This window comes from Brachybacterium squillarum M-6-3, assembly GCF_000225825.1.
Lineage (GTDB): Bacteria > Actinomycetota > Actinomycetes > Actinomycetales > Dermabacteraceae > Brachybacterium > Brachybacterium squillarum.
Genome location: NZ_AGBX01000003.1, coordinates 149,744 through 169,877, shown reverse-complemented (window position 1 = coordinate 169,877; position 20,134 = coordinate 149,744). Strand labels below are relative to the sequence as shown.

Sequence of the window (20,134 nt, the reverse complement as noted above, 5' to 3'; positions counted from 1 at the left end):
GGCGGCCGGTGCGGGCCAGCGGGTCGTGGCGGGCGTAGCCGGCGGCGAGCTCGTAGGCCGCCGGACCCACCGCGTAGCGGCGCTCCTCGGCCAGGTGCAGCACGAAGCCGTGCTCGACCAGGGTCGTGAGCAGGTCGTAGACCCGGGAGCGGGGCAGACCCAGCTCGGCGGCGAGGCGGGAGGCGGCGACGGGACGGCGCTGGGCGGCGAGGTGGGTGAGCAGCCGCAGGGCGGCGTCGGCCGCGGGGGCCTTCGGGGCCGGCCCGCCCGGCTGGGCGCTCACGAGGCGGAGTCCGGGCCCAGGGTGCCGCGCTCGAGGATGCCGACGGCGCGCTCCAGCACGGCATGCTCCTCCGCGGTCAGCTCGCCGAGCTGGGCGGAGAGCACCTGGCCCCAGCGCGCGCGGATGCGGGAGGCGCTGACGCGGGCGCGCTCGGTGAGCCGCAGGTGGACGCTGCGGGAGTCGGCCGCATCGCCGTGGCGCTCGATCATCCCCTTGGCCTCCAGCGAGCGCAGGGCGGCGCTGAGGTTGGGTCGGCGCAGGCCGGTGCCCTCGGCGGCGGCGCTCGGCGTGGACTCCGGGTGCCGGTCGATGTAGCGCAGCACCATCACCTCGGTCCCGGTCAGCGGCACCACCCCCTCCATGCCCTCGGAGCCGCGGTGCAGGCGGCGGGCGAGGTCCAGCACCTCGTCCGCGAGGTCGACGAGCACGGGGTCGTCGAACAGGAAGCGGTCCAGGGGCGGGGTCGGCGAGGTCACAGACCGATCCTAACGACGGCACCGCATGATTATGTTTTGATAACTACATGCGTTCCTCCTCGACCCTGACCGCTCCCGCGGCGGCGCCCACCGCGCCCCGCCGGGAGTCGCTCCCCCTCGTGCTGCTGCTCGTGCTCGGGCTGCTGAGCGCCATCGCGCCGCTGGCGACCGACCTCTACCTGCCGAGCTTCGTCCAGATCGCCGGCGACCTGGACACCTCCTCGGTGGCCGTGCAGCTCACCCTCACCGCCTTCCTGGCGGGCCTCACCGTCGGCCAGCTCGTCTTCGGGCCGGTCTCGGACCGCTGGGGCCGCCGCGGCCCGCTGCTCGTCGGCTCCGCCGTGTTCCTGCTGGCCAGCATCGCCACCGTCCTCGCCCCCACCATCGGCGTGCTGATCGCGGCGCGCGCCGTGCAGGGCCTCGCCGGAGCCGCCGGCACCGTGATCGCCCGCGCGATCATCTCCGACCTCGCCGCCGGGCCCCCCGCGGCCCGCGCCTTCAGCCTGATGATGATCGTCGGCGGCGTCGCCCCCGTGGTCGCGCCCGTGCTCGGCGGGGCCCTGACCGACGTCATCGGCTGGCGCGGCCTGCTGGCCATCGTGATGGTGCTGGCCGCCGTGATGCTGGTGGCCGTGCTGCTGGTGGTGAAGGAGTCCTTCAGCACCTCCCGGCGGTCCGAGCTGCGGGCCACCCGCGACCAGGCGGCGGGCCTCGGAGCCCTGCTGCGATCGCGCGCGTACCTGGGCCACACGATCACCTTCGGCTTCGCCTTCGCGGCGATGATGGCCTACATCTCCGCCTCCCCGTTCCTGTACCAGGAGATGATGGGCTTCGGCTCGCTCGGGTACGGGCTCGCCTTCGGCGTGAACGCCCTGGCCCTGATGATCGTCAGCGGCGTCTCCGCCTCGCTGACCTCCACGGTCCCGGTGGCGCGGCTGCTCCGCCTGGGCCTGGCCGGAGCGTCGATCGCCGTCGCCCTCGGCCTCGCGCTCTCCCTGAGCGGCGCCCCCGTGATCACCATGACGGTGCCGATCTTCCTGGCCGTGGCCAGCATGGGCCTGATCTTCGGCAACGCGACCGCGCTTGCCCTCGGTGCGGTGCCCGGCTCCACGGGCCTCGCCTCCGCCCTGCTGGGCGCCCTGCAGTTCGGCCTCGCCGCGGTGGTCTCCCCGCTGGTGGGCCTCGGCGACGGCACCTCGGCCCTGCCGATGGCGCTGGTGATGGCCGTGTGCGTGACTGTCGCGCTGGCCGGACAGGCGATCGCCCGCCGCGCCCGAGCGACCACCACCCCGATGCCATGATGAGGACGGGCCGCGCATGCCGCGCGGCCCGACCTCAGTCGCGGAAGGCACCCGATGAGCGCGAGCACCGACCCCTGGCAGGGACGCACCGACGGCGAGGGCGCCGAGCACGCCCGTTGGCACCAGCGGGTGCGCACCGCTCCCCCGGCACCGGGCGCCGAGCACGTGGGTCTGCTCGGCTTCCGCTCCGACGAGGGCGTGCGTCGCAACCGCGGCCGGGTGGGCGCCGCCGAGGGGCCCGCGGCGCTGCGCCGGGCGCTCGCCCCGATGGCCCTGCACGGTCCGCTCGCCACCGGCGAGGTCGCGCTCGTCGATCTCGGGGACGCCGTCACCGAGGGCGAGGACCTCGAGGGCGGGCAGGACGCCGCGACCTCGCTGACCACCACCGCGCTGGACGCGCCGGGCAGCCGGCTCACCGTGGTGCTGGGCGGCGGGCACGAGACCGCTTGGCCCAACTACCGGGCGCTGATGGCCTCCCGCCACGCCGGATCCCGCTGGGGCGTGCTGAACCTGGACGCCCACTTCGACCTGCGCGAGGAACCCCGCCCCACCTCCGGCACCCCCTTCGCGCAGATGGCCGTCGCCGAGCGCGCCGCCGGCCGCGCGCTGCGCTACACCGTGCTCGGCATCGCGGAGCCCTCGAACACCGGCGCCCTGTTCGCCCGCGCCCGGGAGCTCGGCGTCACCTGGATGACCGACGAGGAGTGCCTCGCCGCCCGCGCCGAGGGCATCCGCGCCGCGGTCGAGGACTTCACTGCCGATCTCGACGTGCTGTACCTGACGATCGACCTCGACCTGCTGCCCGCCGCCGTCGCCCCAGGGGTATCCGCCCCCGCGGCCTACGGGGTGCCGCTGCCGCTGGTGCAGGCGGCCGTCACCGCGGCCGCCGCCAGCGGGAAGCTCGCGCTGCTGGACGTCGTGGAGCTGAACCCCTCGCTGGATGCGGACGGCCGCACCGCCCGCACCGCCGCCCGCCTCGTCACCACAGCCGTGCACACCGCCCTCGGCGTCGGCCGGGCCTGAGCGGCGCGGTCAGCGCAGACGCACGAAGGCGCGCAGCCCGGCCGGGTGGTCGTGGACCTCCGTCATCCCGAGCGCCTCGTAGAAGGCCCGCTGACCGGGGTCGTCGCCGGTGAGCAGCACCTGCTGCCGCAGGTCCGCGTAGGGCTCGAGGACGGCCTCGACGAGGCTCCGACCCAGGCCCCGACGATGCATCCGGGGCGCGACCAGGACGTCCTGCAGGTAGGCGATGCTGGCGCCGTCGCTGATCACCCGGGCGAGCCCCACCAGCTCTCCGTCCTGGCGGGCGGAGACGACGCGGGCACTGCCGGCGATCGCCCGGTGCAGGGCCTCGGGGTCCTCGAGGTAGGCGGACCAGCCGACCGCCTCGTACAGGGCGAGGGTCTCCTCCCGCTCCGGCAGCTCCACGTGCAGCGTGAGCCCCGACCGGTGCCCGGCGCCGGCCGCGCTCGGCTCCTTCCAGGCGGGATGGACCAGCTGGAAGAGGCGGCAGTCGGTCCAGTCGCCGCCCAGGCGCAACATCTGCGGGGCGAGGCCCACCTCGGTGAAGCCGCAGCGCTGCAGCACGGCTGCGGAGGCGTCGTTGCCCACCTGCACCTCGGCCTGCAGCCGGTGCAGGCCGAGGCCGCCGAACGCCGCGGCGACCGCGAGCTTCACGGCGGCGGTGGCGATGCCCTGGCCGGACTCGTCGCGATCCACCCAGTAGCCGAGCGAGGCGGACTGCGCGGCGCCGCGGGTGATGCCGTTGACGGAGATCCGACCGACGATGCGGCGCCCCGCGGGCTCCTCCCGCATGATCACCATCGGCAGCGCGCGGCCCTCCTCCCGCTCGGTGCGCAGGGCGGCGATGGCGGCGCGCTGCCCGGCCTCGGTGAACCATGCGGGCTCCCGCTCGGGGGCGCCGATGCGCAGGTGTTCCCGGTTGCACTCCTCCAGGGCGGCGAGCTCCGCGGCGTGCTCGGGGGCGAGGACCACCAGGGTGATCTCGGGGGACGGGGCCGGGCTCATGCGCCCATCGTCGCAGACGGGTCGTGGCCGCCGGGGCGAGGGCGATCGTCGCCTAGGGTGGTCCTCGGTGCCGTCCGGCGCCGCATCCCCGAGTGAGGCGAGGTTCCCCGGTGTCGCAGCGGCGGGTCGTGTTCCTGGATTTCGACGGCACCCTGGCGGACCACGGGGTGGTGCCCGCCGCGCACGTGGAGGTGCTCGCGCGGATCCGCGCCGCCGGCCACACGGTGCTGCTGAGCACGGGACGCCCCGCCTCGATCGTCGAGGACGCGGTGCTGGAGCTGCTGGACGGCGCGGTCTGCTCCGCCGGGGCGCACGTCACCGTCGACGGGGAGCTGCTGCGGGACGACCTCTTCCCCGCTGAGCTGGCCCGTCACGCCGCCGAGGTGCTGCTGGACCTGGGCGCGCCCTTCGTGCTGGAGGCTCCCGAGGCGATCTACTGCCCGCAGCCGATGGCGGACTGGCTGCGCGCCCGCGCCCGCGAGGCCGTGCCCGGCCCGGCCGGCTCGGTGGGCGGCGGCAGCTGGGCCCTGGCCCGCGCCGCCGTGGTGCCCGAGGACCTCACGGCCTGCTCCTTCGCGAAGATCTCGCTGTGGCAGTCCCCGATCCCGGTGGACGAGGTGGCCGCCCGGATCGGCGATCAGGTCGGGGCGCTGCCCAACTCGATGTCCCGCGGCGACGGCAGCTCCGGCGAGCTGCACCTGCGCAGCATCGACAAGGCCGACGGACTGCGGCAGGTGGCCGAGCACCTGGGCCTGACCGTCGCGGACACCATCGCGGTGGGCGACGGGATGAACGATCTCGGGATGCTGCGGGCCGCGGGCACCGCGGTCGCGATCCAGGGTGCCCCCGCCGTGGTGGCCGAGGCCGCGGACCTGGTGGTGCCGGGCCCGGCCGAGGGCGGCCTGGTGCTGGCCGCGGAGCGCCTGGGCCTGGTCTGAGTCCGGCCCCCGGACCGGTGGCCGGCGGTCGCTCAGACGACGGGGCGGCGGTGCAGCCCCATCAGGGCCAGGCCCACGGCGGCCACGAGTGCACCGGCACCCATCAGGATGATCCCCTGACCGGTGACGTCCGTCGTCAGGCGCTGCTCGAAGACCTGCACGATGGGGCCGAGGAAGGCCGCCTGGTCCACCGAATCCGGGACGATGTCGGTGATGCGGGTGGCGATGAGCAGGGTGATGCCTCCGGCGCCGAGGGCGCTGAGCCCGGCCAGCAGGGTCATGGTGCGGCGGTGGGCGGCGATCACGACGGCGAGCACGGCCATCACCAGGGCGACCGGCCCGAGCCGCTGCCCCCAGGGGTCGAGCACCCCGGCCCGGTGCACGAGCGGCACGTCGGGGATGGTGGCGACGGTGACGGTGGCGTCCTCGGGGCGCGGGAGGTCGATGGGGAGGATCTCCTCCGCCTCGCTCAGGGCCCCGTCGATCACGGGCGCGAAGTCGACGTCGACGTCGGAGGCGCCGGGGGTGAACAGGGCGTCGTGCGTCTGCCCCATCGCCTCGGCCCACATGCTCGCGTAGGTGCCCGTGCCGGTGAGCTCGGCGAGCTGGTCCTCGGCGAGCGGGGTGAGCCGTTCGGCCGCCCAGTCGGGCACGCGGTCGCTGCCGAGCACCTGCTCGACGGCGCCGTCGGTGAGGCTGCGCTGGAAGGCGGCGTCCTCCCCCAGCGGCTCGGCGATGGAGAGGAAGCCCTCGCGGTCCACGACGTGGTGCTGGAGCCAGGTGGCGGGCAGCCAGAGCCCGCCGAGCACCAGGGCGCCCAGCAGCAGGATCACGGCGAGGAGGTCACGCAGGGAGGTCACCGCCCCACGGTACCGCCGGAAGAAGGCCCGGGCCCCGTCCCGGTGCCGGATGCACGAGGACCCCGCACCCAGGGGTGCGGGGTCCTCGCGGCGGGGGATCGGGATGCGGCTCCGACTCAGATCCGGTAGAAGGTCCAGTCGCCGGAGTAGATGTTGCGCTCGGAGGTGTCCACGCGGCTGTTGCCCGCGTCGACGAACTTGCCGTTGCCGGCGTAGATGCCGATGTGGCCCGGCTTGTAGACCAGGTCGCCCGGCTGGGCCTCGGAGCGGGGGATCTGGGTGCCCATCGCGGCCTGGCCGGCGGCGGTGTGGGGCATGGAGACGCCGTGCTGGGCGTAGACCCAGGCGACGAAGCCGGAGCAGTCCCAGCCCGAGGTGCTGGAGCCGCCGTAGACGTAGGGGACGCCGATGCCGGAGCGGGCGGTGGCCAGGATGGAGCTGTCGGCGGCCGGCACGTCGGAGGACTCCTCCTCGGAGCTGTCCTCGTCCTCGCTGGAGGACTCGGTGCTCTCCTCCTCGGTGGACTCCTCGGAGCTGTCGGTGGACTCCTCCACCGTGGACTCCTCGGAGTCGTCGGTGGACTCCTCGGAGGCGTCCTCCTCCTCGGTGCTCTCGCGCTCGGTGTCGCGGGAGGTGCCCTCGTCCTCGCGGGTCTCGGTGGACTGCTCCGAGGAGGTGTCCTCCTCGGCCTCCTCCTCGGTGGTCTCCGGCTCCGGCGCGGGCTCGGGCTCCGGCGCGGGGGTCACGGAGAGGGTCGAGGCGGGGGCCGCGTCGAAGGAGACGGCGGGGGCGGCGCTCTCGGACTCCTCGTCCTCGGAGCCCGCGGTGGGCAGGGTGACCGCGGCGGGGGCGGCGGCCTCGGCCGCGGCGGACCCGTCGGCCTGGGGCTCGGCCTGCGGCTCGGCGGTCGCGGCGGCGGCGCCGCCCAGTACGATGCCGGCGGTCATGGCGGCGCCGGCGGCCAGGCGGCCGGCGCGGACGGCAGGGGTCACCGGCCGCATGGCGCGGCGGTGGGTGTTCTTCACGGTGTTCGACACGTCAGCTCCCGTACCCCCGGGGCCGTGGCCCTGCGCGCGTCACCTCGCAGCCCTGTCCGGTGCGCCATGGGGGATTCCGGGGGGCATGCCGGACCAGGTCGCCGCGGCACGCCCTCGAGACTAGGGGCCGAGCCGCCCGCGACGCCCGCGGGTGGGGCCCTCTGGAGGAGACCTTGACGGAGGCTTTACTCGGCTGTCGCGGAGGTCACATGCAGCTGACCAGCCACGTCGCCGGGCAGGGCGATCTGCTCGCGGCCCTCGGCGCGCAGCAGGTAGGAGTCGCCGACGCGGTCCGCCTCGAGCACGACGCCCGGGACGATGCCGTGATCTGCGAGATCGCGCAGCATCTGCGGGTCGGACTGCAGCACCTCGCCGATCCGCAGCAGGCGCAGCCGCTGGGCGGAGCCCTCGGGCACGGCGGCCCCGAGCTCCTGGCCCCGCTGGGAGATTCCTTGACCTTCGGGGGTGAGCGCGGTCTCGTCGATGCCGAGCTGGGCGAGTCCGGGGATCGGGTTGCCGTAGGGGTCGACGTAGGGCGGCTCGAGGCGCTCGGCGATGCGGCGCTCCACCTCGAGGCTCATCACGTGCTCCCAGCGGCAGGCCTCCTCGTGGACCAGGGCGTACTCGAGGCCGATCACGTCCAGCAGGTGGCGCTCGGCGAGGCGGTGCTTGCGCATCACGTCCATCGCCATCTCGCGGCCGGCCTCGGTGAGCTGGATCTGGCGGTGCTCGTCGAGGTGCAGCAGGCCGTCACGCTCCATCCGGGCGACGGTCTGGGAGACGGTCGGTCCGGAGTGGCCCAGGCGGTCCGCGATCCGGGCCCGCATCGGCGCGGTGCCGGTCTCGTGCAGCTCGAACACCGTCTTCAGATACATCTCGGTGGTGTCGATGAGGTCGCCGCTCACTGGTTCTCCTCCGGTTCCGGGGCTGCAGGTGCCGTCCGCTGACGGCACCGTCCATCCTAGTGGGCGGGGCGGACGAACGTCCCGGCCGGGGTCGCCAGGGCCCGGATCGGCCTCGGTCGAGCCTGCTCCCCGGGGAGGGACGGCGGCCGTCTCCTCCCTGGGGAGGAGACGGCCGGGACGCCGGACGCCCCGGACCCGTCGGGGGTCCGGGGCGTCCGGTGACGACCATCAGGGCCGGTCGATGCCGTCCCCGCTCAGCGCGGGGTCGTGATCAGGCGAGGCCCTTGACGATCTCGCGCATCAGCTCGGCCGTCTCGGTAGGGGTCTTGCCGACCTTCACCCCGGCGGCCTCGAGGGCCTCCTTCTTGGCCTGCGCGGTGCCCGCGGAGCCGGAGACGATGGCGCCGGCGTGGCCCATGGTCTTGCCCTCGGGGGCGGTGAAGCCCGCGACGTAGCCGACGACCGGCTTGGACATGTTGTCCTTGATGTACGCGGCGGCGCGCTCCTCGGCGTCGCCGCCGATCTCGCCGATCATCACCACGCCGACCGTGTCGGGGTCGTTCTCGAAAGCCTCGAGGGCGTCGATGTGGGTGGTGCCGATGACCGGGTCGCCGCCGATGCCGATGGCGGTGGTGAAGCCGATGTCGGCCAGCTCGTACATCATCTGGTAGGTCAGGGTGCCGGACTTGGAGACCAGGCCGAGCTTCCCGGGACCGGTGATGTTCGCCGGGGTGATGCCGGCGTTGGACTTCCCGGGGCTGATCAGGCCCGGGCAGTTCGGGCCGATCACGCGGGTGGTGCCCTTCGACCGGGCGTAGGTGAAGAACTCGGCGGAGTCCCTGACCGGGATGCCCTCGGTGATGACGACCAGCAGCGGGATCTCGGCGTCGATCGCCTCGATCGCGGCGGACTTGGCGAAGGCCGGCGGCACGAAGACGACGGAGACGTTCGCCCCGGTGGCCTCCATCGCCTCGGCGACGGAGCCGAAGACGGGCACCTCGTGGCCGCCCTCGAAGGAGACGGACTGCCCGGCCTTGCGCGGGTTCACGCCGCCGACGACGGCGGTGCCCGAGTCGAGCATGCGCTGGGAGTGCTTCATGCCCTCCGAGCCCGTCATGCCCTGGACGATGACCTTGGAGTTCTCATCGAGAAAGATGGACATGGGGGTGCGTTCTCACTTTCCTGCGGCGGCCGCGGCGACCTTCGCGGCGCCGCCGTCCATGGTGTCGGCCTGGGTGACGAGGGGGTGGGCGAAGTCGGCGAGGATCTTCCGACCCTCCTCGACCTTGTTGCCGTCGAGGCGCACGACGAGCGGCTTGGTGGCCTGGTCGCCGAGCTTCTGCAGCGCGCCGACGATGCCGTTGGCGACCGCGTCGCAGGCGGTGATACCGCCGAAGACGTTGACGAACACGGCGGAGACCTGCTCGTCGCCGAGGATCACGTCGAGGCCGTTGGCCATCACCTCGGCGGAGGCGCCGCCGCCGATGTCCAGGAAGTTGGCGGGCTTCACGCCGTGCTCCTCGCCGGCGTAGGCGACCACGTCGAGAGTGGACATGACCAGGCCCGCGCCGTTGCCGATGATGCCGACCTCGCCGTCGAGCTTGACGTAGTTGAGGTCGAACTCCTTGGCCTTGGCCTCCAGCGGGTCCTCGGTGCGGGAGTCGACCAGGGCGGCGTGGTCCTCGTGACGGAACCCGGCGTTCTCGTCGAGGGTGACCTTGCCGTCGAGCGCGATGATCTCGCCCTCGCCGGTCTTCACCAGCGGGTTGACCTCCACCAGGGTGGCGTCCTCCTCGCGGTAGACGTCCCACAGCTTCTGCAGCACGGGGGCGACCTTCGCGCCGGTCTCGGCGTCGAAGCGCGCGGCCTCGACGATCTCGGCGGCCTTGGCCTCATCGATGCCGACCGTCGGGTCCACGGCCACGCGTGCCAGGGCCTCGGGGCGCTCGACGGCGAGCTGCTCGATCTCGACGCCGCCCTCGACGGAGCACATCGCCAGGTAGGTGCGGTTGGCGCGGTCCAGCAGCAGCGAGAAGTAGAACTCCTCGGCGATGTCGGCTCCGGCGGCGATCATCACCTGGTGCACGGTGTGCCCCTTGATGTCCATGCCGAGGATCTCGGCGGCCTTGGCCTCCGCCTCCTCGGGGGACTTGGCGATCTTGACGCCTCCGGCCTTGCCTCGGCCGCCGGTCTTCACCTGGGCCTTGACCACAACCACCGGGGTGCCGAGCTGCTGGGCAGCGGCCTTGGCGGCGGCGGGGTCTTCCGCGACGACTCCTCCGAGCACGGGCACACCGTGCTTCTCGAAGAGATCGCGGGCCTGGTACTCGTACAGGTCCACGGGGTTCGATTCCTCTCCAGTCGGCAGCGGGCGGCCGTGGGTCCGATCTCGGCATCCGGGCCGCCCCTGTGAACGTGACCACCCTAGCCCCTTCCCGGGACCTTCTCCGGATGGGCGGACCGGGGGTAAGCCCGATCACACGGGGGCACCGTCCCGCCCGGGACTCCCTCAGCCCGGCTCGGTACGCTGGGGCCCATGAACCGGCCGCCCCAGAGCCTGCTGGCCCGCATCCGAGCGCACCTCGGCTTCAGCGTGGTCGCGATCCTCGCGATCTTCATCGTGCTGCGGCTGCTGGGCGTGCGCTCCACGGTCAGCGGATTCGTGCTGAGCGTCGCCGTCACCCTGGCCCTGAACGTGGGCCTGAGCTACTACAACGACCGTCGCGCCCGCTCCGGGAGCCCGCGCCGCGACCCCGCCCCCGGCGGCGGGGACATCCGCTGGCGCGAGGACGACGGCCGCTGAGGAGGTCCCCGTGCCCGATTGGAAGACCTACGCGAAGGCGGCCCGCAACACCGCCCGCAAGCAGGCGCCCGGCGCGGCCGAGGCCGCCCAGCGCTCCGCCCGGGACCTCGGCGAGAAGGCGAGCGACTGCGCCCGCGCCGCCGGCAAGGCCGCGGGCGGCCAGGGACGCCCGGAGCGGACCGAGCGACCCCGCAGCACCGAGTCACGCGACACCGGACCCCGCACGACCGGCACCACCGCCCACGAGCAGGCCACCACCGCCTCCGCCCGCTCCAGCACCGGCGGCACGTCCTCGGGCACGCGTCCCTCCACCACGGCGGGTTCGGGCGGCGACTGGCGGAAGGACGCCGCCGCCTACGCGACCGTCGCCCATCGCCGCCTGCGCACCGCCCAGGGGCAGGCCCAGCGGGCCGACCTCGGCGGTCGGATCCTGCGGGCCCTGCGGGACGCCCTGCTGATCGGCGGCTCGATCCTGGTGATCTGGCTGGTGCTGCACACCGCGGGGATCATGATCCCCTTCACCGTGATGCTCGCGATCGTGCTGGTCATCGTGATCATCTCCTTCGCCGCCGGGGTGTTCGGGCAGATGCGCAAGGCCCGCCAGCAGGCCGCCGCTCCCCCGCCGCAGGGCTGAGCCCCCTCGCGCCCGGCCGCTCACGCAGGCCCGGCGGGGACCTGGGTCCCCGTGCAGGTGAGCGAGGCATTCCTAGCCTCGATGGGTGAGCCCCTCCCCTGCGTCCCCGACCGGAACCTCCCCCGCTCCGGCCCGCCCCTCCCGCTCCTCCTGGCATCGCCGGGTGTCCCGGCCCGTCACCGGGTGGATGATCGCCCTGCTGGTGGTGATCGTGGCGCATCCCTGGATCCCACAGTCCCGCTGGCTGCTGGTGCACATGGTGACGCTCGGCCTGGTGACCACCTCGATCATGGTGTGGGGCCAGCAGTTCACCGAGGCCCTGCTGAAGGTGCGGCTCGGCGAGGTGGACCGCCGCCGCCAGGTGCGGCGCATGCACCTGCTGACCCTCGGCATCATCGTCACCTGCGCCGGCGTGGTGGCGGGATGGCCGATCGCGGTGATGGTGGGGGCGACGATGGTGGGGGCGGCCCTGCTCTGGTATGCCCTGGGACTGCTCGCGCAGCTCCGGGTCGCGCTGCCCAGCCGTTTCGAGGCCACCGTGCGCACCTACGCGGCGGCGGCGGCCTGCTTGCTGCCGGTGGGCGCGCTGCTGGGGGCGCTGCTCTCGCTTGATCTCGGGGAACCCTGGCAGGGTCGGCTGCTGCTCGCCCATCAGCTGGTGAACGTGTTGGGCTTCGTGGGTCTCACGGTTCTGTCCACCCTGCAGACTCTCTGGCCGACGGTGCTGCGCACCCGGCTGGACGAGGGAGCGGCCCGTCGGGCCCCGGGCCTGCTGCGCGTCATGGTGGTCGCCGTGGTCGGCGCCGCCGCCGCGGCCACGCTGGGATCGGTCCTGATGGGCGCGATGTTCCTGGCGGCCTACCTGGTGTGCCTGCTCGTGCTGGCGGTGGACCTGGGACGGACGGCGGGACGCTCGGCCCGGGCCGTGCACCGGGATCCGCTGCCGCTGTTCCCGGTGTTGTCCATCGGCGCCGGCCTGCTGTGGTTCGTGGGCACCGTGACGGCGCTGCTGGTGATGTGGTGGCGTTCGGCGGACGAGGTCTGGGCGGCGACGGTGCTCGCCGCGGATCTGCAGCTGCTCACGGTGCCGCTGGTGGCGGGTTTCCTGGTGCAGGTGCTGTTCGGCGCGATGAGCCACCTGCTGCCCACCACGATGGGCGGCGGCCCGCGGGCGGTGCGCGCGGGCCTGGCCCGCATGTCCGCGGCCGCCCTGACCCGGGTGGTGGTGCTGAACCTGGCGCTGGGGCTGACGGTCGCGGCGGGCATGGGCAGCGACGGCGGGGACGCCGTGGTGGCGGCCCTCAGCCTCGGTACGCTGGAGGGCTCCGGGATCGGCTCGGCGGCGCGGGTGGTCCTCTCGGCGCTGTGCATGCTGGCGCTGCTGTCGATGCCGGTGACGATGGTGTTGGCCGTGCGGGAGCAGCGCCGACTGCGGCGCCCCGAGGGCCTGGGTATGCCGGGCATCGGCCGTCCCGGCGCAGCCCCGCAGCCGCAGCCGGGGTCCGCAGCGGGGACGGGGTCCACGGCGGAGCCGGAGCCGTCAGCGGCGGCCACCCGGGAGCCCGCGACGCCTGCCCCGGAGACCTCAGCGGTCTCGGATCCCACCGTGCTGGGGCGTCGTCGCCTCGGCGGGGCGGTGCTGGGGGCGGCTTCCGTGCTGGGGCTGACCGCCGCGGCCTCCTCCCTGGACCGGGCCTCCGGCTCCGCCTCCGCGAGGAGTGGCGGGATCGGTGCCGCGGTGACGGAGACCGGCGAGACCACCACCCTCGCCGTCTCGATGGCGGACATGCGCTTCACCCCGGACGTGCTGGAGGTGTCCGCCGGGGACGCCCTGGTCATCGAGCTCACGAACGACGACCCCTACGACGCGCACGACCTGGTGCTCGCCAATGGCGTCGCCTCCGGGCGACTGCGCCCCGGCGGGTCCACCACGGTCCAGGCCGGGGTGATCACCCAGGACCTCGACGGCTGGTGCTCGATCGTCGGGCATCGCGCAATGGGCATGACCCTGCGGGTGAGCACGCTCGGCGGATCCGCGACGGACGGCTCCGGCACCTCTCCCACCACGGAGCTGGACGACCTCACCCCCGTCACGGCCGACCTGCAGTCCGAGCCCGGCATCGAGGCCCGGGATGCGGCGCTGCCCGCCGCGACCGGTCCGGAGCAGCGCCTCGAACTGGTGATCAGCGAAGCCGAACGGGAGCTCGCCCCGGGCGTCGACATGGCGGCGATGACCTTCGGCGGGCAGGTGGTGGGCCCGGTGATCCGCTCGGAGCTGGGGGCCCGGCTCACCGTGGACCTGCGCAACGAGGGCTCGATGGGGCACTCCCTGGACCTGCACGCCGGCCGCGTCTCGCCCGATGAGGCGATGCGCACCATCCAGCCCGGGGACAGCCTGGAGTACGCGATCACCACGGATCACGCCGGGGTGTGGCTGTACCACTGCTCGACGATGCCGATGTCGGTGCACCTCGCCTCGGGCATGCTCGGCGCGCTGATCGTGCCGCCCGCGGGCATCGCGGAGGTGGACCACGACTGGGTGCTGGTGCAGTCGGACCACTATCTGGTGCCCTCGACAGAGGAGGACACGGCCCATGCGATCTCCTCCGCGAAGATCGCGGCGGGCCGCCCGGACTTCACGGTGTTCAACGGTCACGCCAGCCAGTACGTCACCGAGCCGCTGCAGGCCCGCGTCGGCGAGCGGGTGCGGATCTGGGTCCTCGCCGCGGGCCCGTCCCGCGGCATCTCCTTCCACGTGGTGGGCGGCGTCTTCGACACCGTTTACAAGGAGGGCAGCTACCTGCTCACCCCGGAGGAGGAGTCCGGGGGCGGTTCCCAGGCCCTCGACCTCGCCGCCGCCCAGGGCGGCTTCGTGGAGCTGGTCTTCGACGAGCCCGGCACCTACACCGCGGTGAACCACTCCTTCGCCGACATGGAACGCGGCGCCCGCGCCCTCATCCGCATCACCGCGTGAGGGGAGGGGCGCTCAGAGCCTCGTGATCGGGGCGTAGCGCAGCAGCAGGCGCTTGGTGCCGTGGGGTGCCTTGAACTGCACCTCCACCTGCGTCTTGTCGCCCTGGCCGGCCACCTCGGAGACGGTCCCCATGCCGAAGGAGTCGTGGGTGACGCGGTCCCCCACCGCGAGCTGCGGCAGGTTCGAGGTGGGCGTCGGGGTGCGGCCGGAGCCGAAGCTGGGCCGGCTGACGTCCCGGCGTCCGCCGCCGGTGCCGCCGCTGAAGGAGGGGCCGCGGCCCCCGCCGGAGCGGCTCGAGCCGCCGTAGCCCCCGCCGTAGCTGCCGGCGGAGCCGTAGCCGCCGCCGTAGCCGACCCCGCTGAGGGAGGAGCCGGCGCGGGCCACGTCCAGGGTGTCCTCGGGCAGCTCGTCGAGGAAACGGCTGGCGGGCATGAACTGCGGGGCGCCCCAGGTGGCGCGCATCTGCGAGCGCGTCAGGTACAGCTTCTCGCGGGCGCGGGTAATGCCCACGTAGGCGAGGCGCCGCTCCTCCTCCAGCTCCTGCGGGTCCGACAGGGTGCGCTGGTGGGGGAAGGTGCCGTCCTCCATACCGGTCAGGAACACCACCGGGAACTCGAGGCCCTTGGCGGTGTGGAGCGTCATCAGGGTGACGAACTGGTCCTCCCCGCCGGGCACCTGGTCGGCGTCGGCGACCAGCGAGACCTTCTCCAGGAACTGGTCCAGCACGGTGCCCTCGGGGTCGTCCACCCCGGGCAGATTGCTGCCGGCGCGGCCCCCGGCCGTGGGGGCGCGGCGCTCCTGACCTGCCCGGTCATCGGTGTCGCCGGCGGCATCCTCGTCGTCCTCCGCCTCGCTGGCGGCGGCCGCGGCGGCCTCCTGCTGGGCCTCGAACTCGGCGGCCACGCTGATCAGCTCGGCGAGGTTCTCCAGCCGCGACTCGTCCTGCGGGTCGTCACTGCCCTGCAGCTCCGCCTCGTAGCCGGTGCGCTGCAGGATCGTCTCGAGCACCTCTGCGGGGCCGTCGCCGCGATCGGTCAGCTCGCGCAGGTCGTCGATCATCGCCACGAAGCCGCGCACGGCGTTCAGGGAGCGGGTGGCGATGCCGGGGGCCTCCTCGGCGCGGCGCAGGGCCTCGCCGAAGCCGATCCGCTCCCGCTCGGCGAGCATCGCGACGGCCGCCTCGGCGCGGTCGCCGATGCCGCGCTTGGGCACGTTGAGGATGCGCCGCAGGTTGATCTCGTCCTCGGGGTTGGCGAGCACCTGCAGGTAGGCCAGGGCGTCCTTCACCTCGCGGCGCTCGTAGAAGCGGGTGCCGCCCACCACCCGGTACGGCAGGCCCACCCGGATCAGCTGGTCCTCCAGGGCGCGGGACTGGGCGTTGGCGCGGTAGAAGATCGCCACGTCCCCGGCCTGCCGGCCGGCGTCGACCAGGGCGTCGATCTGGCGGCCGATGTAGCGGGCCTCAGAGGCCTCGTCGTCGGCCACGTACAGGGTGATCTGCTCGCCGCTGCCCTGGTCGGTCCACAGGTTCTTGCGGCGGCGTCCCTCGTTCCCGGCGATCAGCGCGTTGGCGGCGCCGAGGATGTTCTGGGTGGAGCGGTAGTTCTGCTCCAGCACGATGGTGCGGGCCGAGGGGAAGTCCTGCTCGAACTCGACGATGTTGCGGATGGTCGCGCCGCGGAAGGCGTAGATCGACTGGTCGGAGTCGCCCACCACGGTGAGGTCGGCGGCCGGGTCGTCCCCCACCAGCTCCCGCACCAGCGCGTACTGCGCAGGGTTGGTGTCCTGGTACTCGTCGACCATGAGGTGGCGGAAGCGCCGCCGGTAGCCCTCGCGGATGGCCGGGTTCTCGCGCAGCATCGTCACGGTCAGCCCGATGAGGTCGTCGAAGTCCACGGCGTTGGCCTGCCGCAGCCGCTCCGCGTAGGCCGTGTAGATGCGGGCGAGGGTCTTCTCGAAGGGGTTCTTCGCGCTCTCGGCCTGGTCGGCGTAGTCGATGGGGTCGACCAGCTCGTTCTTCAGGGAGGAGATGCGCGAGGCGATCGCGCGGGGTGCGTTCTTCTTCGTGTCCAGCTCCAGGTCCTTGGCGATCGTGGTGATCAGCCGCAGGGAGTCGGCGCTGTCGTAGATGGTGAAGGAGCTCTTGAGCCCGGCCGCGGGGGCGTCCCGGCGCAGGATCCGCACGCAGGCGCTGTGGAAGGTGGAGACCCACATGGCACGGGAGGCGGGGCCGACCAGCTCCTCGACACGCTCGCGCATCTCGGCGGCGGCCTTGTTGGTGAAGGTGATCGCGAGGATCTCCCCCGGCAGGGCCTGGCCGGAGGCCAGCAGGTGGGCGATGCGGCGGGTCAGCACCCGGGTCTTGCCGGAGCCGGCGCCCGCGACGATCAGCAGCGGGCCGCCGCGGTGCTCGACGGCCTCGCGCTGCGGGGGGTTCAGCCCGTCGACCAGCTCGGCGAGGCGCTCCGCGCTCGCGGGCCGCACGGCGGGTCCGCCCCCGCCCCAGTGGGAGGCGGCGGCCGACGGCGCGGCGGGGACGGGGTCGCCTTCGAAGGGCGAGGTCTCCCCGGCCTCGGGGTGCCCGTCGTCCTCGGGCGGCAGCTCGTCCTCCTCCGGCGGCGGCTCCTCACCCCAGGGGGCGGCGCCGTCATCGTCCTGTGCGGACGCCTTGGCAGCCGGGTCGGCGGGGCCGTCGAAGCCCGGGTCCGCGGGCTCCCCCTTCCCGGCCGGCGGCGAGGCGTCGGCGCTCACCCGCACGCCCTCCAGGCGGCGGAAGGAGTCGGGCAGGGAGAGGTCGTCGAAGAGTGAGCTCATGGCCCCTCCAGGATAGGGGCGAGGCCCGACGATCCGTGATCGCCGGGCCCCGTGATCCGTGCCCGATCGGGCCGCGGGAGCGTCTCCGAGTCGGCTCCGGGGAGCTGGTGCCGTCGCTCAGACGAAGACGGCCACCACGATGTTCGCGACGATCGCGACGGGGATGCCGAACCAGATCGCAGAGGGGGTCTCGGGGCCGCGGTTGCGGGCCACGAACGCGAAGGCCGTGGCCACGGCGGCCAGCAGGAACTTGATGCCGAGCTTCACGTGGTCCGGGTCCCCGCCGATCGAGACCAGGACCATCAGCACCAGGCCGAAGACGAGGGCGCCGGCGGCGGCGTGGGCCATGCCCGGGTTGGGGGTGCGGGTGCGGGCGGCGGCCACCCAGGTGCCGAGCGCCACGGCCCAGCAGAGCATGTGGAGGACCACGAACAGAGAGATCAGGAAGGACATATCCCCAGGCTACCGGCGCCCTCGCAGGACCTCGGACCACCTGCGTGCGAGAATCACCGCATGCCCGCCCCCGCGTCCTCCCCCGGCGGCGCCACGCCCCGCCCCGCCGACGATGCAACCGGGGCCCTGCCATGGATCGCGGCGGAGGCGGACCTCGAGCACCGACCGCGCCTGGGCACCGGGCGGATCGTGCTGGCCGTCCTCTCCGTGCTGCTGGTCGCGGCCCTGGTGGCCTGGGGGCTGCCCTGGGTGACGGGTGCCGGCTGGTCCGAGATCCTGACCTCCCTGTCCGCGTTGCCGGCCTGGGCCGTGCCGAGCGTGGTCGTCCTCGGCGTGCTCGCCGTCGCCCTGGAGGCGCTGACCCTGCGCACCGCGCTGCGCGGCGCCCCCTACGGCGACACCCTGCGCGCCCACGCCGTCGGCTCGGCCGCCGCGACCGCGGTGCCCGGCGGCGGGCTGTTCGGTCCGCTGCTGCTGGGCTACCTGCTGCGCCGCTCCGGTCTGCCGCTGCGGGTGATCCTCACCGGCATCGTCGCCGGCTCCCTGGTGGAGCTCGCGGTGGCCTCGCTGCTGGTGCCGCTGCTGGGCCTGACCGCCTACGCCGTCGCCTCCCTCGGTGGGGTCACCGCGGTGCCGCTGCCCGGCGGGATCGGTGCGGCGCTGGCCGTGATCGTCCTGGGCGCCCTCGCCGTGGGCGGCATGGCGGTGCTCCTTCGCCGCTCGGTGCTGGCCGGGTTGCTGGATCAGTTCGCCGCGATCGTGCCGCTGCCCGCCCCGCCCGGTCGGCAGGAGACGGGCCCGGCCACCGACGACCGGGCGGACGACGGGGCGGCGCGCCCCGCCCTGGCGGAGGCGGTGCTCACCGAGCGCGACCACCTGGTGCGCCTGCTGCGCACCCGTCCGCTCGGGCTGCTGCTGCCGACCGCCGCGGCGCGCACCGCTCAGTGGCTCGCCCTGGTGCTGGCGCTGCAGGCCGTGGGCGCCGAGCTGCCGCTGCTGCTGACTGTCGCCGTGTTCGCCCTGGGGCGGGTGGCGGCGCTGCTGCCGCTCACCCCGGGCGGTGCCGGCATCGCCGAGACGGTAGGGGCCGCGGCCCTGGTGGGGCTCGGGGTGGGGGCCGGCCCGGCGGCGACCGCGGTGCTGCTGCTGGGGATCACCACCTGGGTGGTGCCGCTGCTGGGCGGCGGGATCGCAGCCCTGCTGCCCGGGCGCCGTCGCGGCTGACCGGCCGCTCCCCGGGGGCTCAGAAGCTCTCGGCGAACCAGGCGTCCAACAGGCGCACCGCACGGGAGCGCGCGTCGGCGTCCGAGAGGAACACCTCGTGGCGGGCGCCCTCGATCGGCTCGACCCGCACCCGCGGCCCCAGCCGGCGGGCCGCGGCGGAGATGGCGCGCACGTCCAGCACCCCGTCCGCGCGGCGCATCCGCTCGGAGAAGCGCAGGCCGAAGCGGGAGCGGGCGGCGTGCAGCACCAGCACCGGCAGGGTGATCGGCCCGGATCGTGCCAGCCGACGCTGCCCGTCGAGCACGGCGAGCAGGGTGGAGGCGGGGAAGCCGTGCCCCTCGGCCGGCTTCAGCGCCAGCTCGTAGTCGTAGCGTCCGCCGTAGTCGCGGTGGGTGGTGCGGGCGACGTGCGGGGCGGCCGTCGGCAGGATCGCCCGGTGCTGCAGCCGGGGCGCGACGGCCCGCACCAGCGGGTCACCGAGCAGCCGGGTCCAGCGCCCGCCGTGCATCTCCAGCCAGGGCGAGTTCAGGGCCAGGCCCGCGAACGCGCGAGGGTGCCGCTGGGCGTAGAGGGAGGCGATCAGCCCGCCCATGGAATGCGCGATCACCACAGGAGATCGGCCCCGCCCGATGATGCGCAGGGCGAGGCCGATCTCGTGGTCGTAGCGGCTGAGGTGATCGATCGCGGTGGGCGTCTGCCCGTCCCGCAGGCTGCGGCCGTACTTGCGCAGGTCCAGGGCCCAGACGTCGTGCCCACCCTCCCCCAGGTGGTCGAGCAGGGCCCGGTCCAGGACGTAGTCGGACCAGCCGTGCAGCACCAGCAGCGGCGGACTGCCGGGAGCCGCCTCCCGGTCACCGCGGCGATGGATGCGGTGGACCAGGGTCGCGATCAGCTCCCCCTCCTCGTCGGCCCCCAGATGGAGGCGGTGCGCGGTGTACCCGCGGCCGAAGAGGGGGTCCGGGGTCACTCGCCCCCGGTGCTCTCGCGCAGCAGCTCGTCGACCTCGTGACGGTGGTAGCGGCGGTGGCCGCCGAGGGTCCGCATGTAGGAGAGCTTGCCGGCCTGAGCCCACCGGGTCACGGTCTTGGGATCGACATGGAACATCTGGGCGACCTCGGCAGGGGTCAGCAGCTGCGCGGCGCGATCCTCGCCGTGGCTGTGGTGGTGGTGTTCCGTGGAACCGTTCATGGCGTGTGAGCGACCTTCCGGTGAGGATGAAGCGGGGAGAGAGAGCGGCGCTGGCCGAAAGATCCGGCGGACCGCTCAGAGCCCCCATCCTAATAGGTTTCCGGAGCATCACGTGAATACTCAGAGTCCTGTGACCTGCAATTAGCGGATAGTCCGGGCATGTCGAGACATGGGTTCGCGCACCCCCCGCACAGCGAGCGTTACCCAGGTCTCCCC

The 20,134-nt window shown here is 73.9% G+C and carries 19 protein-coding genes; 7 read left to right on the top strand and 12 right to left on the bottom strand.

The annotated features are described in order from the left end of the window. Together OM98_RS06930 and OM98_RS06925 are read right to left on the bottom strand one after the other, a co-directional pair. The coding region (locus OM98_RS06930) for a helix-turn-helix domain-containing protein (protein ID WP_010533877.1) at positions 1–283 on the bottom strand (283 nt) is incomplete at its 3' end. Beyond that, entirely contained in the window at positions 280–759 is a 480-nt protein-coding gene (locus OM98_RS06925) for a MarR family winged helix-turn-helix transcriptional regulator (protein ID WP_010533876.1), read from the bottom strand. The genes OM98_RS06925 and OM98_RS06930, both read right to left, overlap by 4 nt. A gap of 47 nt (positions 760–806) precedes the next feature. On the opposite strand from OM98_RS06925, the gene OM98_RS06920 reads away from it, so the two are divergent. Continuing rightward, positions 807–2,060 carry a multidrug effflux MFS transporter gene (locus OM98_RS06920; RefSeq protein ID WP_010533875.1) on the top strand — a complete coding sequence of 418 codons (1,254 nt, stop codon included), beginning with the start codon at positions 807–809 and terminating at the stop codon, positions 2,058–2,060. 54 nt (positions 2,061–2,114) lie between these two features. Further along, positions 2,115–3,083: a formimidoylglutamase gene (gene hutG / locus OM98_RS06915; protein WP_010533874.1), complete on the top strand. Its 969-nt coding sequence runs from the start codon at positions 2,115–2,117 to the stop codon at positions 3,081–3,083. 9 nt (positions 3,084–3,092) lie between these two features. Here the strand turns inward: hutG and OM98_RS16420 are convergent, their stop codons facing one another. Continuing rightward, positions 3,093–4,088: a GNAT family N-acetyltransferase gene (locus OM98_RS16420; protein WP_010533873.1), complete on the bottom strand. Its 996-nt coding sequence runs from the start codon at positions 4,086–4,088 to the stop codon at positions 3,093–3,095. Between the two features lie 110 nt (positions 4,089–4,198). Between OM98_RS16420 and OM98_RS06900 the strand changes: the two genes are divergently transcribed. After that, positions 4,199–5,026, top strand: a complete 828-nt coding sequence (locus tag OM98_RS06900; protein WP_010533872.1) for an HAD hydrolase family protein — start codon at positions 4,199–4,201, stop codon at positions 5,024–5,026. Between the two features lie 32 nt (positions 5,027–5,058). On the opposite strand, the gene OM98_RS06895 is transcribed toward OM98_RS06900, so the two are convergent. From OM98_RS06895 to sucC, 5 genes are all read right to left on the bottom strand, one after another. Continuing rightward, positions 5,059–5,886 carry a hypothetical protein gene (locus tag OM98_RS06895; RefSeq protein WP_010533871.1) on the bottom strand — a complete coding sequence of 276 codons (828 nt, stop codon included), beginning with the start codon at positions 5,884–5,886 and terminating at the stop codon, positions 5,059–5,061. Positions 5,887–6,002: 116 nt separating this feature from the next. Further along, positions 6,003–6,923: a C40 family peptidase gene (locus tag OM98_RS06890; RefSeq protein ID WP_010533870.1), complete on the bottom strand. Its 921-nt coding sequence runs from the start codon at positions 6,921–6,923 to the stop codon at positions 6,003–6,005. 185 nt (positions 6,924–7,108) lie between these two features. Then, positions 7,109–7,828: a metal-dependent transcriptional regulator gene (locus tag OM98_RS06885; protein ID WP_010533869.1), complete on the bottom strand. Its 720-nt coding sequence runs from the start codon at positions 7,826–7,828 to the stop codon at positions 7,109–7,111. 271 nt (positions 7,829–8,099) lie between these two features. Beyond that, positions 8,100–8,990 carry a succinate--CoA ligase subunit alpha gene (gene sucD / locus OM98_RS06880; protein ID WP_010533868.1) on the bottom strand — a complete coding sequence of 297 codons (891 nt, stop codon included), beginning with the start codon at positions 8,988–8,990 and terminating at the stop codon, positions 8,100–8,102. A 12-nt stretch (positions 8,991–9,002) separates the two neighbouring features. Continuing rightward, a complete protein-coding gene (sucC, locus tag OM98_RS06875; protein ID WP_010533867.1) occupies positions 9,003–10,169 on the bottom strand; it encodes an ADP-forming succinate--CoA ligase subunit beta in 1,167 nt (388 codons plus the stop codon). A gap of 195 nt (positions 10,170–10,364) precedes the next feature. Here sucC and OM98_RS06870 point away from each other — a divergent pair, with 195 nt between their 5' ends. From OM98_RS06870 to OM98_RS16370, 3 genes are all read left to right on the top strand, one after another. After that, entirely contained in the window at positions 10,365–10,631 is a 267-nt protein-coding gene (locus OM98_RS06870) for a hypothetical protein (RefSeq protein WP_010533866.1), read from the top strand. A 10-nt stretch (positions 10,632–10,641) separates the two neighbouring features. Beyond that, positions 10,642–11,265: a hypothetical protein gene (locus tag OM98_RS06865; RefSeq protein WP_010533865.1), complete on the top strand. Its 624-nt coding sequence runs from the start codon at positions 10,642–10,644 to the stop codon at positions 11,263–11,265. Between the two features lie 85 nt (positions 11,266–11,350). After that, positions 11,351–14,239 (top strand): multicopper oxidase domain-containing protein, encoded by a 2,889-nt coding sequence (locus OM98_RS16370; protein WP_029362740.1) that lies wholly within the window; start codon positions 11,351–11,353, stop codon positions 14,237–14,239. Between the two features lie 12 nt (positions 14,240–14,251). On the opposite strand, the gene OM98_RS06855 is transcribed toward OM98_RS16370, so the two are convergent. Continuing rightward, on the bottom strand, positions 14,252–17,053 hold the full coding sequence (locus tag OM98_RS06855; protein ID WP_010533863.1) for a UvrD-helicase domain-containing protein: 2,802 nt from the start codon (positions 17,051–17,053) through the stop codon (positions 14,252–14,254). A 117-nt stretch (positions 17,054–17,170) separates the two neighbouring features. Beyond that, positions 17,171–17,506 (bottom strand): hypothetical protein, encoded by a 336-nt coding sequence (locus OM98_RS06850; RefSeq protein ID WP_010533862.1) that lies wholly within the window; start codon positions 17,504–17,506, stop codon positions 17,171–17,173. 60 nt (positions 17,507–17,566) lie between these two features. Between OM98_RS06850 and OM98_RS06845 the strand changes: the two genes are divergently transcribed. After that, entirely contained in the window at positions 17,567–18,730 is a 1,164-nt protein-coding gene (locus OM98_RS06845) for a lysylphosphatidylglycerol synthase transmembrane domain-containing protein (protein WP_010533861.1), read from the top strand. 19 nt (positions 18,731–18,749) lie between these two features. Here OM98_RS06845 and OM98_RS06840 read toward each other — a convergent pair whose 3' ends face one another. Next, entirely contained in the window at positions 18,750–19,697 is a 948-nt protein-coding gene (locus OM98_RS06840; RefSeq protein ID WP_010533860.1) for an alpha/beta hydrolase, read from the bottom strand. After that, on the bottom strand, positions 19,694–19,918 hold the full coding sequence (locus tag OM98_RS06835) for a BldC family transcriptional regulator (RefSeq protein WP_010533859.1): 225 nt from the start codon (positions 19,916–19,918) through the stop codon (positions 19,694–19,696). The genes OM98_RS06840 and OM98_RS06835 overlap by 4 nt, the downstream gene beginning before the upstream one ends. Positions 19,919–20,134: the final 216 nt, after the last annotated feature.

Coding starts and splice junctions, on each gene's coding strand:
- OM98_RS16420 (WP_010533873.1), bottom strand. CDS start 4,088: ATGAGCCCGGCCCCGTCCCCCGAGATCACCCTGGTGGTCCTCGCCCCC.
- OM98_RS06835 (WP_010533859.1), bottom strand. CDS start 19,918: ATGAACGGTTCCACGGAACACCACCACCACAGCCACGGCGAGGATCGC.
- OM98_RS06855 (WP_010533863.1), bottom strand. CDS start 17,053: ATGAGCTCACTCTTCGACGACCTCTCCCTGCCCGACTCCTTCCGCCGC.
- OM98_RS06920 (WP_010533875.1), top strand. CDS start 807: ATGCGTTCCTCCTCGACCCTGACCGCTCCCGCGGCGGCGCCCACCGCG.
- hutG (WP_010533874.1), top strand. CDS start 2,115: ATGAGCGCGAGCACCGACCCCTGGCAGGGACGCACCGACGGCGAGGGC.
- OM98_RS06870 (WP_010533866.1), top strand. CDS start 10,365: ATGAACCGGCCGCCCCAGAGCCTGCTGGCCCGCATCCGAGCGCACCTC.
- OM98_RS06850 (WP_010533862.1), bottom strand. CDS start 17,506: ATGTCCTTCCTGATCTCTCTGTTCGTGGTCCTCCACATGCTCTGCTGG.
- OM98_RS06845 (WP_010533861.1), top strand. CDS start 17,567: ATGCCCGCCCCCGCGTCCTCCCCCGGCGGCGCCACGCCCCGCCCCGCC.
- sucD (WP_010533868.1), bottom strand. CDS start 8,990: ATGTCCATCTTTCTCGATGAGAACTCCAAGGTCATCGTCCAGGGCATG.